Genomic DNA, 16,018 nt, shown 5'->3' with positions numbered 1-16,018 from the left:
GGAAAGAGATCCAGGAGATACCCCGCATGAGCACTTTCGACAACGTCGTGGCCGGCAGGGCCACGATGGAAGCTGCCGCCGCCACGCCCGGTGCGATCATCGCGCGGCTCGAGCGGCTGCCGGCCAACGCGATGCAGATCCGGGCGCGCGTGCTGATCGGCACCGCGACGTTCTTCGACGGCTTCGACGTGATCACGATCGCGGCGACGCTGCCGCTGCTGATTCACAAGTGGGGGCTGTCGCCGACGCAGATCGGCATGCTGATCGCGTCCGGCGCGATCGGTCAGCTGATCGGCGCATTCCTGTTTCCCGCGCTCGCCGAAAAGCACGGCCGCGTGAAGGCGATTGCGTGGAGTTCGGCGGTGATCGGGATCACGAGCATCGCGTGCGGCTTCGCGCCGACGTTCGAGGTGTTCGTGCTGCTGCGGATCCTTCAGGGGCTCGGGCTCGGCGGCGAATTGCCGGTCGCCGCGACGTACATCAACGAGATCACGCGCGCGCATGGCCGCGGCCGCTTCGTGCTGCTGTACGAGATCGTGTTCCCGATCGGCCTGCTCGTGTCGATGGCGCTCGGCGCGTGGCTCGTGCCGCGCTTCGGCTGGGAGATCATGTACTTCGTCGGCGGGCTGCCGCTGCTTCTGTCGCTCGTGCTCACGCATCTCGTGCCGGAATCGCCGCGCTGGCTCGCGTCGCGCGGGCGGCTCGCGGAAGCCGGACGCGCGGTCGGCGCGTTCGAGGAATCGGTGCGCGGCGAGCTGCCGCCGGCCACGCAGGCGGCCGCGTTCGACGAGATGGTGCGTCAGCATCCGAAGCGCAGGATGAGCGACCTGTTCAGCGCCGCGTATCGCAAGCGCACGCTCGCGGTGGCGACGCTGTGGGCGACCTGCGGGTTCATCCAGTACGGGCTGTCGACATGGCTGCCGACGATCTACAAGAACTTCTATCACGCGCCGCTGCAGCTCGCGCTGAACCTCGCGGTGATCGGTTCGGTGATGGGTGTGCTCGGGTCGCTGGCCTCCGCGCTGCTGGTCGACAAGCTCGGCCGCAAGCCGGTGATCGTGTGGTCGTTCGTGCTGTGCGCGCTGTCGCTGGCGTTCGCGGGCATCTATCACGCGTCGTCGGTGTATGTGGTCGCGACTTTCTGCTCGCTGTCGCTCGGGCTGATGGCGTCGGGCTTCATTACCGCGTACGTCTATACGCCGGAGCAGTATCCGACGAGCATCCGCGCGTCGGGCTGCGGGCTCGGCAGCGCGTGGCTGAAGATCGCGTCGTTCGCGGCGCCGATGATCGTGCCGCACGCGATCATCGGCGGGAACCTCGCGCCGGCGTTCTACCTGATCGGCATCGTGCCGCTGATCGCGGCGGCGACCGTGCACTTCGTCGGGATCGAGACGAAGGGGAAGGTGCTGGAGGCGCTCGAGGCGTAAGCGTGGCCGGCAGTCACGGTCCAGGTACTCGGGCCCGGGAGATGTTCCCCGGGCCCTTTTATTTCGCCGCGGTCCGTCGTTCCATGTGGAGCGCTGCCAACGGGCGCCATGGTTGCCGCACGGCTCACGTGTTCTAATTCACGGTCCCGATTTTCATCAGACCGTCGCCATGCCCCTGTTCGAACCCGTCACGCTGAATACCTCCCGCCTCGTCCTGCGGCCGCTTCGCGACGCCGACGCACACGCTTTCTTCGAGATCTGGTCCGATGCGGAGGCGATGCGCTACTTCTCGTTCTCGCCGATGACGCAGCTCGAACAGGCCGAGGAGCGCATCGCGCGCAACGTGCAGACCGCCGCGAGCGGGGAGAGCCAGACCTGCGTGCTCGAACTGCGGGAGACTGGCGAAGCGCTCGGCGAATGCGCGCTGTTCCATGCGAACGCGCAGTGCCGGCGCGCGGAGATCGGCTTCAGCCTGCGGCGCAGGTTCTGGGGCGGCGGATACATGTGCGAAGCGGCGACGGCCGTGATCGATCATGCCTTCGCCACGCTGCGACTGAACCGCCTCGAAGCCGATATCGATCCGCGCAATACCGCGTCGGCGCGGCTGCTCGAACGGCTCGGCTTCGTGCGGGAAGGGCTGCTGCGCGAACGCTGGATCGTCGGCGACGAAGTGTCGGACAGTGCGCTGTACGGGTTGCTGGCGCGCGATCGACGCTGATGCTGTGGCGGCAGCGGATTACTTCGCGGCAGGAGCGATCGCGCACGCGTCGATGCAACGACGCGGGGTCATCGGGTTCGGGCCGCCAGGTGCGATTCGACGGCCGGCCGGTAAGGTTGCATTCACAACTGCGCGAGCCAGCCCTCGACCTTGTCTTTCCCGCGCAGCGTTGCAACCCATCGGTCGGGCAACGCCTGTTCGCCGTACAGCGCGCCGGCGAGGCCGCCGGCGATGGCCGCCGTCGTATCCGTGTCGTTTCCGAGCGCGATCGCGCGCTTCACGCAGTCCTCATAGCTGCCCGTCGACAGCAGGCAATGGATCGCCGACCAGAAACTGTCGACCACATAACCCGATCCTTGCGGCGCGTCGAAGCGGCCGTCGAGCACGATCTTCAGTTCGATTTCGTCAGCCGTGCCTTCGTAGCGCGCGAGCAGTTCGTTCTCCGCTGCGTGCACCGCATCGGGTGCGGGCTGGCCATCGACGATCCTCAGCGCCGTCAGGCAATAGAGCGCGCAGCAAAGCTGCGAACGCATGTGACCGTGCGTGACGACGCTCTGCTTGTACGCGAGCCGGATCGCGTCGTCGCGCGACGCGGCGACCATCGCGACGGGGAAGCAGCGCATCAGCGAGCCGTTGCCGTTGTCGCGCTCCTCGCGGGGCCCGGCCTCCGCGGGCGCGGCGCCGGCCACCAGCGCATGGAACGCGCGTTGCGTCTGCAGGCCGACGTCGAATACGCGGCCGTCGGGCGTAAATGCGCCGCGATGAAACCAGTCCAGCAGGTTGCCGGCGAACGTATCGAGATTCAGGTCGTGCTCGCGCAGCAGTGCGTCGAGCAGCGCGAGCGCCTGCGCACCGTCGTCGCTCCAGGTGCCGGGCGGTACGCCGCCGTGCGCGCGAGCGAAGCCCGGCGGCGGGGTCATGTCGATCGCGGCAGGCGGCGGGATCGACGCGGCGTCGTGGAATTCATACGGCACGCCGAGCGCGTCGCCGATCAGCAGGCCCAGCAGGCCGCCGCGCAGGCGGGATCGTCGGTTCGGAATCGTTGTCATCAAGGCGAATTCGGGTTGGGGCGGCTTGCGTCGCGGAAGACCGTGCACAAGACCTCGAACTGAGCCCCGTCATTATGCCGTCGCCGCCAATTGGTGTCCCTTTCGGACTGTTCGCCGGGCGCCTTCGCGCGGTGGCGGCCGCAGTCGTCGTTGAAACGACCCGCGACGATTACGTCAATACTCGTCCGGCCGCCACGTCGGCAGGCACTTCGCGCTCCAGTGCCTTGGCGGCGAGTTCCCCGACCCAATCCGCATCGGTAGGATCGACGACGCCATATTGGTCCGGCGGAAAAAAAGCATGGTGGTGAGCCGCCGCAGCCAGGCGCTCACATTCGGCGTGAGACAGCAGACAGGACGTCACGGTCAATGGCGCCGCCGGTCCACTCCATCTCAATCCGATGCGGATATGGGTGCGTGGTGCAAATGCGATTGCCAATTCTCGCCGCGGGATCAATCGTTTCGTCTCCGAGGGGAGCGTTGGCGGTCCGTACCAATTGTCTGCCGCAATTCGATGATCCAGCACCAGCCAATGGCCGACGGACGTTCGGGCCAGGATCCACTGCCTTACTCGGGCCCTGCCGGGTTTGAGCTTGCCGTCGATCCATTCCTCGACGTAGGCGGGTTCCGGATCGTAGTCGTCCGACCACACGACGATTGCCGAACTTAGCGTATGGCGCTCCAATTCGACATGCCCGTTGGACGGCATTTCGCGCCAGTACCGCTGTCGGGTACCGTACGTCGCGACGCACCAGTTCAGGCCGATCCACGCTGCGATGAAGAGCGCCGTGACCCATATGACGGTGACGGCTGTTTCGCCAACCGCACGATCCATATCAAAGGCCGGATCGACCATTCCGCGGTATGCAAGCATACCCAGCAGATACGCGAGTATCGGGATCGCAGGCCCAACTACGACCGGCACCACTAGAATGGCGAGCCAGCTTCGGACATGCACGATCGCCGCCGACTTGGCGCGCGCACGCTCCTCATCGCTCATCGCCGCGACTTCCCGCGCGGGAATGTCGTCGCTCGGGGTGTGGAACCGCTCATACGTATTCTGGCATTTGGGCATTCGACGGGGCGTTCGCTGAAAGAGGGCGATATAGCAGGGATTTCCTCGAGGAACTGATTCTTGCATACGTCAGGGTCGGTTCTCAGACGGACGCATGTGCGTTCCGTACGAAAAACAAGACCGATGCGCTGCGGTCGGTGCGAAACCATGCGGCAGGGGCCCGTATGCGCAGGTGGCCCAAAGTCGAACGGTAGCGGATGAAACGACGCCGTGAAGACAACGACGCGCTGGGATTGTCGCGAGCGGATGACTTGCCGGATTCACCGGGCGAACGTACGCTTGGTCGATATCACGGTCCACCCACAGGTTCTCGACCATGCAAGCTCGTCCTCTGCGTCTTTCCCCCGGCGACGATCTGCGCGGCGCGATCGAGCTGGCGTTGCGCCGCCACGATTCGCACGCGGCCTTCGTGATCCAGGGCATCGGCAGCCTGAGCGTCGCGCAGTTGCGTTTCGCCGGCGCCGATCAGCCGGCCGAGCTGCGCGGCGACCTCGAAATCCTGACGCTGGCCGGCTCGGTGTCGCCGGACGGCGCGCATCTGCATATGTCGATCTCGGATGCAGCCGGCCGCGTGACGGGCGGCCACGTTGTGAGCGGCTGCGTGGTGCGCACGACGGCCGAGATCCTGCTCGCGCTGCTGCCCGCGCATCGTTTTTCGCGCGAGCCCGATGCGGACACCGGTTTCAACGAACTGGTGATTCGGAGCGCGCCTTCGTGAGCAGGGCGGCAACGCCGCATCGACACCGCGATGCGCCGATCGCTGCGTCCGTTCCGCCCGCATAAAAAAGGCGCCGCGGCCATTCGGCCCGCGGCGCCTTGCGGTGGGCGGCGACGTCGACCACCCGCCGCCGCCCGGTTGCGCGCTTAGATCTGCACGGTGTCGGCGACTTCCTTGAAGTCCTCGATCTGGTCGAAGTTCATGTACTGATAGATCTTGTCGCCGTTCGCGGTGAGCACGCCCATGTCGGCCATGTACTCTTCCTTGGTCGGGATCTTGCCCAGACGCGAGCAGATCGCCGCCAGTTCCGCCGAGCCGAGGTACACGTTCGTGTTCTTGCCGAGGCGGTTCGGGAAGTTGCGGGTCGACGTCGACATCACCGTCGCGCCTTCGCGCACCTGCGCCTGGTTACCCATGCACAGCGAGCAGCCCGGCATTTCGGTGCGTGCGCCCGCCGTGCCGAACACGCCGTAGTGGCCTTCTTCCGTCAATTGCTTCTGGTCCATCTTGGTCGGCGGCGCGACCCACAGCTTGACCGGAATGTCGCGCTTGCCTTCCAGCAGCTTCGACGCGGCGCGGAAGTGACCGATATTGGTCATGCACGAGCCGATGAACACTTCGTCGATCTTCGCACCGGCGACGTCGGACAGCGTCTTCACGTCGTCCGGATCGTTCGGGCACGCGACGATCGGCTCGTGGATGTCGGCGAGGTCGATTTCGATGACGGCCGCGTATTCGGCGTCGGCGTCCGGCGCGAGCAGTTGCGGGTCGGCCAGCCACTGTTCCATCGCCGCGATCCGGCGCTGCAGGCTGCGCGGATCCTGGTAGCCCTGCGCGATCATCCACTTGAGCAGCGTGATGTTGCTGTTCAGGTATTCGATGATCGGCTCCTTGTTCAGGCGCACCGTGCAGCCGGCAGCCGAACGTTCGGCGGACGCGTCCGACAGCTCGAACGCTTGCTCGACCTTGAGGTCGGGCAGGCCTTCGATCTCGAGAATGCGGCCCGAGAAGATGTTCTTCTTGCCTTGCTTCGCGACCGTCAGCATGCCTTGCTTGATCGCGTACAGCGGAATCGCGTTGACGAGGTCACGCAGCGTGACGCCAGGCTGCATCTTGCCCTTGAAGCGGACCAGCACCGATTCCGGCATGTCGAGCGGCATCGTGCCGGTGGCGGCCGCGAATGCGACGAGGCCCGAGCCCGCCGGGAAGCTGATGCCGATCGGGAAGCGCGTGTGCGAATCGCCGCCGGTGCCGACGGTGTCGGGCAGCAGCATGCGGTTCAGCCACGAGTGGATCACGCCGTCGCCCGGGCGCAGCGCGATGCCGCCGCGCGTGCTGATGAAGTTCGGCAGCGTCTGGTGCGTCTTCACGTCGACCGGCTTCGGGTATGCGGCGGTGTGGCAGAACGACTGCATCACGAGGTCGGCCGAGAAGCCGAGGCACGCGAGGTCCTTCAGTTCGTCGCGGGTCATCGGGCCGGTGGTGTCCTGCGAGCCGACCGACGTCATCTTCGGTTCGCAGTACGTGCCCGGGCGCACGCCCTGGCCTTCCGGCAGGCCGCACGCGCGGCCGACCATCTTCTGCGCGAGCGAGAAGCCCTTGCCGCTGTCGGCCGGCTGGTGCGGCAGGCGGAACAGCGTCGACGGCGGCAGGCCCAGCGCTTCACGCGCCTTCGCGGTCAGGCCGCGGCCGATGATCAGCGGAATGCGGCCGCCGGCGCGCACTTCGTCGAACAGCACGTCGGACTTCACCTGGAATTCGGCGATGACCTTGCCGTCCTTCAGCGCCTTGCCTTCGTACGGGCGCAGTTCGACCACGTCGCCCATGTTCATCTGCGACACGTCGAGCTCGATCGGCAGCGCGCCGGCGTCTTCCATCGTGTTGTAGAAGATCGGGGCGATCTTGCCGCCGAGGCACACGCCGCCGAAGCGCTTGTTCGGCACGAACGGGATGTCCTCGCCGGTGAACCACAGCACCGAGTTGGTGGCCGACTTGCGCGAGGAGCCCGTGCCGACCACGTCGCCGACGTACGCGACCAGGTGACCCTTTTCCTTCAGCGATTCGATGAACTTGACCGGGCCGCGCTTGCCGTCTTCTTCCGGCGTGATGCCCGGGCGCGCGTTTTTCAGCATCGCCAGCGCGTGCATCGGGATGTCCGGGCGGGTGGTGGCGTCCGGCGCCGGCGACAGGTCGTCGGTGTTGGTTTCGCCCGTGACCTTGAACACGGTGATGGTCAGGCTTTGCGGCACTTCCGGACGGCTCGTGAACCATTCGGCATCGGCCCAGCTTTGCAGCACGGCCTTCGCGTGCGCGTTGCCCTTGTCGGCGAGTTCCTTCACGTCATGGAACTGGTCGAACATCAGCAGGGTTTTCTTCAGCGCGTCGGCGGCGACCGCGGCGACGGCTTCGTCGGACAGCAGCTCGATCAGCGGCTGGATGTTGTAGCCGCCGAGCATCGTGCCGAGGAGTTCGGTCGCGCGCGCCCGCGAGATCAGCGGGCAGGCGGTCTCGCCCTTGGCCACGGCGGCCAGGAAGCCGGCCTTCACGCGGGCGGCTTCGTCGACGCCGGCCGGCACGCGATGGGTGATCAGGTCGAGCAGTGTCTGCTCTTCGCCGGCGGGCGGGTTCGTCAGCAATTCGACCAGTTCGGCGGTTTGCTGAGCCGTCAGCGGCAGGGGAGGAATACCGAGCGCGGCGCGGGCGGCCACGTGAGCACGAAAGTTTTCAAGCATGGGGAGACCTGCTGATATTGCGTTGGAGGGGAAGGCCTTGCCGGCACTCCGGGGCTATTCCAGGCACTGCTTTGAGCGGGATTCTAGTCTCAATGGTCTGGAACGTCAAATGTCTTATGTCTTATATAAGACTTAGGGGTGGGGAAAGACGGGGCGCGGCCGTATGGCGCAGCCGGCCTTGTCGGGCGGATGCTGGGGTGTCGGTTCAGGTCCGCCGGTGTCGCACATATCTGCACAAGCGCGCAGGAAACGGTACACACCGGGCGCGTTCGGGCCGCTACGCTTGCTGTCACGCGGCTTGCATCGAGTGTCGGAACGGGAGGCGGGGGTCGTCGCGCGCCTGTCGATTCGCCCCGGGCGGCAGCGATTCCCTTGACTCCGGCGATCCACCACATGCGCTCCAGAGACGCGATTTTCCTGATGATGGCGCTCGTCGCGTCGCCGGCCGTTCACGCGGCCGCGCCCGGCGACGAAACGCGGGATCCGGCGAGCCGGCCGGTCGCGCTGGTCTATCGCGGTCCTGCCGCGTGCGAAGGGTGCGCCGAAACCATCGCCAGACGCCTGCGGGAATCGGCCCACCGGTTCCGGGTGATCTACGTGGGGCCGGCGGAAAAGCTCAAGATCACGCCCGCGGCGCTGGCCGGTGCGGCGCTCTACGTGCAGCCCGGCGGCGGGCAGGACATTCCCGGCGCGGCAGCCAGCATCGGCCGAAACGAAATGCGGGCCGTGCGGCGATACGTAGCGAACGGCGGCCGATATCTCGGACTGTGCATGGGCGCCTACCTGGCCGGCGCGCAGGGTTTCGGGCTGGTTGCCGGCGATATCGACGCCGAGGTCGGCCGGCCGGGTTCGACGCTTCACGGCATCGCCGACACGGTGACGCCGGTCGTCTGGCGCGGGAAAAAGCGCTGGATCTACTTTCAGGACGGCGCGAGGCTCCCGGTCGCGCCGATCGGCTCCGGCGGGACCGTGCTGGCGATCTACCCGAACAAGGACATCGCGGCTGCCACGTACCGCTACGGCAAAGGGCGCGTCGGCCTTGCCGGTCCGCATCCGGAGGCCGATGAAAGCTGGTATCGCCAGAATGGTCTCGCGAACCCGGACGGCGTGGTGCCGGACATGGCCTACGACCTGATCAACGCGACGATGAAGCCTTAGCGGAGGAGCCGCGGCGCGCGCGGTTTATCGCCGTTTGGCGCGATACGCGTCGAGATTCTTCCGCGCCTGCGCGCGGATCGCGCGCTGCATGAAAGGCGTCCAGCCGAGCAGCGCGCCTTTCATCCCGAGCGCCTGACGCGCCCAGCGCCACAGGTCGAAATGGTCGCGATGCTCGACGATGCGTCCGTCGCGAAACCGGAAGCGCGCATCGATCCGGTTGACCACCATTCGGCCGGTCGCGGCGAACCGGTAATGCGCGCTCCACTGCGCGCGCCCGGCCTGGCCGTCCGCGGCGACTTCGCCGAACGTCAGCGAGAATTCCTGCGCCCGCGCGACCAGCATCCGCCACATGTCGCGCGCGAGTTCGCCGCGCAGTTCGCCGAACGCGGGATCGCTGAACACGATGTCGTCGGCATAGCACGCGAGCATCGCATCGATGTCGCGCTGCTGAAAGGCCGTGTAGAAGCGCTGGATCAACGCGGTGTTCGGATCGGTCATGTCGGGTATGAGTGCGCAGGGAGGCGGGTGGTGACGTTCGGCGAAACGTCGAACGGAAAAGCGGCGGCGGGCAGCGCGAGCCGACACCCGCGCGAGCCATGTCGGGCGCGGCCGGCTCGGGCGCGGCTGGTTTGCCGCCGGATGATACGCGTCAGCGGGCCGCCATCGCAACGTCCTGGCTGCTGCGTCCCGTCACCAGGCAGCCCGACATGAAGGCCTCGCTCTGGCTGCCGGCGGCGGCTTCGCCGAAGCCGCGGCCGAGCGCATCGGCCTTCACTTGCGCGGCGCCTTGCTGGCATGCGAGCGGGCTGGCGTCGCGGCCCTGCGCGTGCAGGATCGCGCGATCGCCGATGAGATAGGCCAGCAGCGCGAAAACGGCGATATGTACGGCTCGTCTCATGGTTCGTCTCCTCGTCGCTCAAGCGTAACGCGGACACGTCCGACGAAGCACTTGGGGCTTCCCCCGGTAAACGTCTGCTGAAAGCGGTGGCGGGGCAGGGCGATCCCGTCCTGTTTTTCCGCCGTTGCTGGAGAGGCGGGCAATGCGCGCGAGTTTGACGAATGTCAGGGGGCGGGCGGGCGACGGCGGTCGCGCGGCCGTTCAAAGCGATAGCATGAATGCATGATTTGACGGAACGCGATGCGGGGTCGACCCATCGGGTCCGGCAAGCAGGCAAATGTTGAATATCGCTGTCGAAATAGTGAGGAATCCAAATGTTGAACGTCTCTTCCGTCCTGATCAGTCTTGCCCCGATGTGGGCCATCCTGCTGCTGGCTTCTTCGGCGGCAGCCTATTTCGTGTTCTGGCGCAAGGCCATCAAATAAACGCTGCGCGACAGCGTGCGCCCGGGGCGCACGCGTGACGCGCCGTTGCCGTCATTGCACCGCCGTCACCGGCACATTCGAAATCCGCATCAGCCGGCCCATCACGCTGCGCCGAAACACCGACATCAGCGCGTGCAGCGGATCGTGCCGCGGCGCGACCACCACGATCTCGTCGCAACCGGTCTCGGCCGCCACGGCCGCGATCGTGTCGGCCACCGGGCCGACCTTCACCTCGACGGTGTATTTGACGCCGGCCTCCTTCAGAATCCGCTCTGCCATCGCCAGATCGCCGGCCGCGAATTTTTCTTCGATCGCGCGCAACCGCGACAGCGGGTGATAGGCCTCGAGCCGCGTGGATTCGAGCGGCGCCTGCACGTTGATGAGCACGACCTCCGATGCGCAGCGCTCGCGATACAGGAATGTCGCGTGGCGAACCGCCTGAAGCGAGCGCGGCGAATGGCCGACCGGAACCAGCAGCTTGAGCATGGGCGATATCCAGGAAACGGGATGCTTCCAGCGTAGCGCGCCGCCAGGCCGGGCCGTCTAAAGAGATCGCGCGGCCGCGTAAAAATGTCGTTAACGGGCGCCGGCACATGACGCGTCTATTAGAAATATAAGAAATTTAAATTTATGCGCATAAACGATTTCATCGGCCGTGGCGGCCAGGGCAGCGCGGCGTCGGGCGCCCGGATTTAGTCGAATCCTCAATGAATCGCGACGGAAAATATCGGAGGTCGAGCATCCGGCGTCACGTAGAGTAGAGCATCGGCCGCGGCGCGACCGTCTCCCGGCGGGCATGGGAGCGAGCGCCGTCGAGCCTTCCATTCCGATTCCAGGAGACCTCGCATGCCGCACGGCGCCCCGCAGTTTCTCGCTCCCGCTTCCATTTCCGTCGATCCGATCGTGCGCCTGTCGGCCGGCGAGCTCGCGGCGGCGATCCGCAGCAAGGCGGTTTCGTGCGTCGAGACGATGCGTGCGTATCTCGATCACATCGAGCGTGTGAACGGCGCGGTCAACGCGATCGTCGCGCTGCGCGAGCCCGATGCGCTGCTGGCCGAAGCCGCGGAAAAGGATGCGGCGCTGGCGCGCGGCGAGTACCGCGGCTGGCTGCACGGGATACCGCAGGCGCCGAAGGATCTGGCGATGACGAAGGGGCTGCGGACGACCTACGGCTCGCCGATCTTCCGCGAGAACGTGCCGCAGGCCGATTCCGTCGGCGTCGCGCGAATGCGGGCGGCGGGTGCGATCTTCATCGGCAAGACCAATACGCCGGAGTTTGGCCTCGGTTCGCACACGTTCAACGAGGTCTACGGCGCGACGCGCAACCCGTACGACCTGACGAAGAGCGCGGGCGGCAGCAGCGGCGGCACAGCGGCCGCGCTCGCGTCGCGGATGCTGCCGGTGGCGGACGGCAGCGATTTCGGCGGATCGCTGCGCAATCCGGCCGCGTTCTGCAACGTCTACGGCTTCCGTCCGTCGCAGGGCCGCGTGCCGCGCTGGCCGGGCGTCGACGTGTTCATGCAGCAGCTCGGCATCGAAGGGCCGATGGGCCGCACCGTCGGCGACGTCGCGCAACTGCTCGCGATCCAGGCCGGCTACGACCGCAACGATCCGCTGTCGCTCGCGGAGGATCCGGCCGTGTTCGCGCAGCCGCTCGACGCGGATCTGCGCGGCAAGCGCATCGCGTGGGTGGGCGACTGGAACGGCTATCTCGCGACCGAGGCAGGCGTGCTCGCGCAGTGCCAGCGCGGGCTGGCGGCGCTGCGCGAGATCGGCTGCGACGTCGATGCCGCGCTGCCGGCGTTCGCGCCCGACCGGATCTGGCGCCTGTGGCTCACGCACCGGCACTTGCTGTCGGGCGGCGGGCTGCTTGCGCACTATCGCGACCCGGCGCGCCGCGCGCTGCTGAAGCCCGAGGCGATCTACGAGGTCGAAGGGCTGCTCGCGATGCAGGGCGCGGCGGTATTCGACGCGAGCGTCGAACGCACCGCGTGGCATCAGGCGGTGCTGAGCTTCTTCGATCGTTACGACTTCATCGCGGCGCCGACCGCGCAGGTATTTCCGTTCGACGTCGAACAGCGCTGGCCGCAGGAGATCGCGGGGCGCGCGATGGACACGTACCACCGCTGGATGGAAACGGTCGTGCCGTGGACGCTCGCCGGCTGCCCGGTGATCAACGTGCCGGTCGGCTTCAACGACGCGGGATTGCCGATGGGGATGCAGCTGATCGGGCGTCCGCGCGCCGATCTCGCGGTGCTGCAGCTTGCGCGCGGCTACGAGCAGGCGGCCGACTGGGTGGCGCGGCGCGTGCCGGCATGGATGGCGGCGTGACACCGCGGGCGGCAGGCAGCCGGTAGCCGGGTAGGCGGGTGACGAAACGGGCGGCGGCGAGCTGCCCGTTTCGTTTTGCATCGTTCGACGTGAAGCGCGCCGGCGCAGGCCGGAGCCGGCATTCATTGATGCAACCGGAGAAAGAATCGCAACGCGTGCACGGCATCGCGCGGCAAACGTACGCGAATCCGCGCGACGGGGCCCGTCGGTTGCCGAATTGCAAGCGGCGGCGCGGCGTGATTTCGTTTCGATGTGTTTCAGTCGTTGCGGCGGCGCGCGACGCGCTTCGACAATATTGCCTCGATCATTCGGGCACGAGGGAAACACATGAAGCACATTCGCGCGACAGGCCGGCATCTGGCCTCGGCAGGCATCGCATTCGGCATCCTGGTGAGCGGCGCCGCCCACGCGCAGCTCGACCTGCAGTCGATCGGCGCGTCGCTGCTCGGCGGCGGGCAGCAGCAGGCCGCGCCCGCGCAGGGCGGTGTCGCGCAGTTGCTGCAGGCCTATGTCGGCGCGAACCAGCAGGTGCTGAACGGCCAGTCGTCGCTCGCGTCGGCGATGGGGCTGACGGGGGCGGCCGGACAGGCGCAGCAGGCCGCGAGCCAGTTGTCCGGCGGCGACGCGCTGTCGCCGGCCGTGCTGTCGCAGATGGGCGGTGCGCAGCAATCGGTGTCTCAGGCGCTCGGCCAGGCGTTCGCGAGCGGCGGCGCCACGCACGGCCCGATCGACAAGCAGGCGTTCAGCAACGGGCTTGCATCGCTCGGGCAGGGGCTCACGCAGTATTCGCAACTGCAGTCGGGGCTCGGCAATCTCGGCTCGACGAGCGCCGCGTCGCTGCTGCAATCGGGCCTGAATCCGCAGAACATGCAGGCCGCGTCGTATATCGCGCAAAGCGCGCCGAGCCAGTTGCAATCGCTCGCGGCGACGCTCAGCCAGGCCGTGCAGTTCGCGACGAGCCAGGGCATTTCGGTGCCGTCGGTTGCGTCGTCCGCGCTGAAGCTGCTGCCGTAACGTAGTGCGGGTACGCGTGCGATGCGCGACCGGCATCGCGCGCGCCGGCCACGAACGATAGTCCCGCACACCACGGGGATTTCGCGCGATGCTATCGTGGCGTGTTCCTTTTATCGGTGCCGGTTCATGACTGACTCGTTCGACCTCTCGCGCTATTTCTCCCGCATCGGCTACGACGGCCCGGCCGAGCCGACGCTCGACGTGCTGCGCCGCCTGCACCTGCTGCATCCGCAGGCGATTCCATTCGAAAACCTCAATCCGTTGACCGGCGCGCGCGTCGCGCTCGACCTGCCCGCGATCGTCGACAAGTTGATCGAGCGCCGCCGCGGCGGCTACTGCTTCGAACTCAACAAGTTGTTCTACACCGCGCTCACGACGATCGGCTTTCGCGTGACGCCGCTGATCGCGCGCGTGCGCTGGATGCGGCCGCCCGAGATCGTCACCGCGCAGACGCACATGCTGCTGCGCATCGACCTCGACGGCGCGGTGTGGCTCGCGGACATCGGCTTCGGCAGCGCGACGCTGACCGCGCCGCTGCGCTTCGTGCCGGGCGAGCGGCAACTGACGCCGCACGGCGCGTTCCGCGTGATCGACGCACCGGTCGACGGCGAATTCGACATGCAGTTCGAAATTCCCGACGGCTGGCAGACGACTTACCGCTTCTCGCTGAAGCCGGCCGAATGGATCGATTACGAAGCCGCGAACTGGTTCACGTCGACGTATCCCGATTCGATCTTCGTGAACGACCTGATCGCGTGCCGCGTGCTGCCGGACGGCCGCGCGGCGCTGCTCAATACCGTGCTGACGCTGCGCGACGCGGCGGGGGCCGGGCGCACGATCGCGTTCGACAATGCAGCCGACTGGGCCGCGTGCCTGCGCGACACGATCGGCATCGATACGGCGGGATTCGATCTCGACGCGCTGTTCGTGCGGCTTGCGGCGCGCGCTGCGCGGTAACGCGACGCAGGGCATCCGACGGCGGCTCGGCACATGGGCCGCGATCATCCCGCCATCGTCCTCCGTTGACTTTTGCTAGATTGCTAGCATACTAGTACCCATGACCGACGAAGAAGTGAAGCAATTCAACGTGTACCTGCCGCTCAGCCTGATCCGGCAGGTCAAGCATCGCGCCATCGAGACGGAGCAATCGCTGTCCGCGCTGGTGGCCGACGCGTTGCGCGCGTATCTGGCCGCGCCGCCGCCCGGCGCGGAGCCGTCCAACAAGGAGGAGTGACATGTCGTCCGAACGGATCGAAGCCGTGTACCTGACCACGCACAACTGGGGCAAGTCGGCGAAGTTCTTCCAGGCGCTCGGCTTCAAGCTGGAGTTCGAAACCGATCACCACTCGGGCCAGCTGCGCAGCGGCGATGGTCCGTTCCTGTTCATCGCCGAAGTGCCGCCGACCGAAAAGCCCGACATGCAGGTCGTGCTCAAGGTGCCCGACGAGCAGGCGGTGCAGCCTCAGCCGATCGTCGATGTCGTCACGCCGTTCGAGGACACGCACTGGGGCACGCGCGACATGACCGTGCGCGATCCGGACGGCCGCGTGTGGCGTCTGCAGGCGCCGGGCAAGCAGCCGGAGTGAGGCCGACATGACCGCTATCCGCGAAGACGCCCCCGACAGCACGGCCGCGCGCGTCGCGCTGTGGCGCGCGCTGCACGTTGAGCTCGATGCGCCGCCGCATGTGCTCGCCGACGAGATCGGGTTGCAACTGCTCGCGCCGGAACCGGGCTGGCAGCGGCGCGGCGACATGGATCCCCAGTTCACGCGGCCGTTTCGCGCATCGATCGTCGGGCGGGCGCGCTTCATCGAGGATCTCGTTGCCGAGCAGGCCGCGCGCGGCGTGCGCCAGTACGTGATCCTCGGCGCGGGGCTCGACAGCTTCGTGCAGCGCCGGCCGGACATGGCGTCGCGCGTGACCGTATTCGAAGTCGACCAGCCGGCGCCGCAGCGCTGGAAGCAGCGGCGCCTCGTCGAACTCGGCTTCGGCGTGCCCGACTGGCTGCGCTTCGTGCCGGTCGATTTCGAAGCGAAGCAGTCGTGGCGCGACGCGCTCGTCGGCGCGGGCTTCGATGCGGGCAAACCGGCGGTCGTGGTGTCCACCGGCGTCAGCATGTACCTGACGCGCGAAGCGAATGCGGCCGCGCTGCGCGAAGTCGCATCGCTCGCGCCCGGTTCGACGTTCGCGATGACGTTCCTGTTGCCGCTGGACAATGCGGATCCGGACGTGCGCCCGGGGATGGAAATGGCCGCGAAGGGCGCGCACGCGAGCGGCACGCCGTTCATCAGCTTCTTCATGCCGGACGAGATCCAGGCGCTCGCCCTGGAGGCCGGCTTCGCAAAGGCGGAACACGTGTCGGCCGCCGAGCTGACGCGGCGTTATTTCGCCGCGCGCACGGACGGCCTGCGGCCGCCGAACCGCGCGGAAGAATTGCTCGTCGCGACGGTTTGACCCGTCGCGCCCGTCGTTCCCG

General features: G+C 67.1%; 16 protein-coding genes. 10 read left to right on the top strand and 6 right to left on the bottom strand.

The annotated features are described in order from the left end of the window. Window positions 1-26 precede the first annotated feature (26 nt). Both QZM15_RS04190 and QZM15_RS04185 read left to right on the top strand, forming a co-directional pair. Complete coding sequence (locus tag QZM15_RS04190; protein ID WP_059639668.1) at window positions 27-1,427, top strand: MFS transporter; 1,401 nt, start codon at window positions 27-29, stop codon at window positions 1,425-1,427. 169 nt (window positions 1,428-1,596) lie between these two features. Continuing rightward, window positions 1,597-2,145, top strand: a complete 549-nt coding sequence (locus QZM15_RS04185; RefSeq protein WP_302105874.1) for a GNAT family N-acetyltransferase — start codon at window positions 1,597-1,599, stop codon at window positions 2,143-2,145. Window positions 2,146-2,267: 122 nt separating this feature from the next. Here the strand turns inward: QZM15_RS04185 and QZM15_RS04180 are convergent, their stop codons facing one another. Next, window positions 2,268-3,194 (bottom strand): ADP-ribosylglycohydrolase family protein, encoded by a 927-nt coding sequence (locus QZM15_RS04180; RefSeq protein WP_302105873.1) that lies wholly within the window; start codon window positions 3,192-3,194, stop codon window positions 2,268-2,270. A 169-nt stretch (window positions 3,195-3,363) separates the two neighbouring features. Beyond that, window positions 3,364-4,266 carry a hypothetical protein gene (locus QZM15_RS04175; protein WP_302105872.1) on the bottom strand — a complete coding sequence of 301 codons (903 nt, stop codon included), beginning with the start codon at window positions 4,264-4,266 and terminating at the stop codon, window positions 3,364-3,366. A 316-nt stretch (window positions 4,267-4,582) separates the two neighbouring features. Here QZM15_RS04175 and QZM15_RS04170 point away from each other — a divergent pair, with 316 nt between their 5' ends. After that, window positions 4,583-4,984 carry a PPC domain-containing DNA-binding protein gene (locus QZM15_RS04170; protein WP_302105871.1) on the top strand — a complete coding sequence of 134 codons (402 nt, stop codon included), beginning with the start codon at window positions 4,583-4,585 and terminating at the stop codon, window positions 4,982-4,984. 146 nt (window positions 4,985-5,130) lie between these two features. Here the strand turns inward: QZM15_RS04170 and acnB are convergent, their stop codons facing one another. Beyond that, complete coding sequence (gene acnB / locus QZM15_RS04165) at window positions 5,131-7,716, bottom strand: bifunctional aconitate hydratase 2/2-methylisocitrate dehydratase (protein WP_124657890.1); 2,586 nt, start codon at window positions 7,714-7,716, stop codon at window positions 5,131-5,133. 372 nt (window positions 7,717-8,088) lie between these two features. Here acnB and QZM15_RS04160 point away from each other — a divergent pair, with 372 nt between their 5' ends. Further along, window positions 8,089-8,874, top strand: a complete 786-nt coding sequence (locus QZM15_RS04160) for a BPL-N domain-containing protein (protein ID WP_260427699.1) — start codon at window positions 8,089-8,091, stop codon at window positions 8,872-8,874. Window positions 8,875-8,898: 24 nt separating this feature from the next. Here QZM15_RS04160 and QZM15_RS04155 read toward each other — a convergent pair whose 3' ends face one another. The 3 genes from QZM15_RS04155 to QZM15_RS04145 form a co-directional block, all read right to left on the bottom strand. Beyond that, a complete protein-coding gene (locus QZM15_RS04155) occupies window positions 8,899-9,372 on the bottom strand; it encodes a nuclear transport factor 2 family protein (protein WP_059584899.1) in 474 nt (157 codons plus the stop codon). A gap of 151 nt (window positions 9,373-9,523) precedes the next feature. Further along, window positions 9,524-9,772, bottom strand: a complete 249-nt coding sequence (locus QZM15_RS04150; protein ID WP_302105870.1) for an adhesin — start codon at window positions 9,770-9,772, stop codon at window positions 9,524-9,526. Between the two features lie 476 nt (window positions 9,773-10,248). After that, window positions 10,249-10,683: a universal stress protein gene (locus QZM15_RS04145; protein ID WP_060968762.1), complete on the bottom strand. Its 435-nt coding sequence runs from the start codon at window positions 10,681-10,683 to the stop codon at window positions 10,249-10,251. 360 nt (window positions 10,684-11,043) lie between these two features. Between QZM15_RS04145 and QZM15_RS04140 the strand changes: the two genes are divergently transcribed. The 6 genes from QZM15_RS04140 (at window position 11,044) to QZM15_RS04115 (ending at window position 15,996) form a co-directional block, all read left to right on the top strand. Further along, window positions 11,044-12,528 (top strand): amidase, encoded by a 1,485-nt coding sequence (locus tag QZM15_RS04140; protein ID WP_302105869.1) that lies wholly within the window; start codon window positions 11,044-11,046, stop codon window positions 12,526-12,528. Window positions 12,529-12,855: 327 nt separating this feature from the next. Further along, window positions 12,856-13,542 carry a hypothetical protein gene (locus QZM15_RS04135; RefSeq protein ID WP_059639661.1) on the top strand — a complete coding sequence of 229 codons (687 nt, stop codon included), beginning with the start codon at window positions 12,856-12,858 and terminating at the stop codon, window positions 13,540-13,542. A 126-nt stretch (window positions 13,543-13,668) separates the two neighbouring features. After that, a complete protein-coding gene (locus tag QZM15_RS04130) occupies window positions 13,669-14,499 on the top strand; it encodes an arylamine N-acetyltransferase (protein ID WP_302105868.1) in 831 nt (276 codons plus the stop codon). Between the two features lie 100 nt (window positions 14,500-14,599). Beyond that, complete coding sequence (locus tag QZM15_RS04125; protein WP_124657886.1) at window positions 14,600-14,776, top strand: ribbon-helix-helix domain-containing protein; 177 nt, start codon at window positions 14,600-14,602, stop codon at window positions 14,774-14,776. Window position 14,777: 1 nt separating this feature from the next. Then, complete coding sequence (locus QZM15_RS04120) at window positions 14,778-15,128, top strand: glyoxalase/bleomycin resistance/extradiol dioxygenase family protein (RefSeq protein WP_124657885.1); 351 nt, start codon at window positions 14,778-14,780, stop codon at window positions 15,126-15,128. A 7-nt stretch (window positions 15,129-15,135) separates the two neighbouring features. Then, window positions 15,136-15,996, top strand: a complete 861-nt coding sequence (locus QZM15_RS04115) for a class I SAM-dependent methyltransferase (RefSeq protein WP_124657884.1) — start codon at window positions 15,136-15,138, stop codon at window positions 15,994-15,996. Window positions 15,997-16,018: the final 22 nt, after the last annotated feature.

Source organism: Burkholderia sp. AU44665 (assembly GCF_030504405.1).
Taxonomy (GTDB): Bacteria; Pseudomonadota; Gammaproteobacteria; order Burkholderiales; family Burkholderiaceae; genus Burkholderia; species Burkholderia semiarida.
Note: the sequence above shows the minus strand (reverse complement) of the source record. Positions and strands in the feature narration are given on the sequence as shown.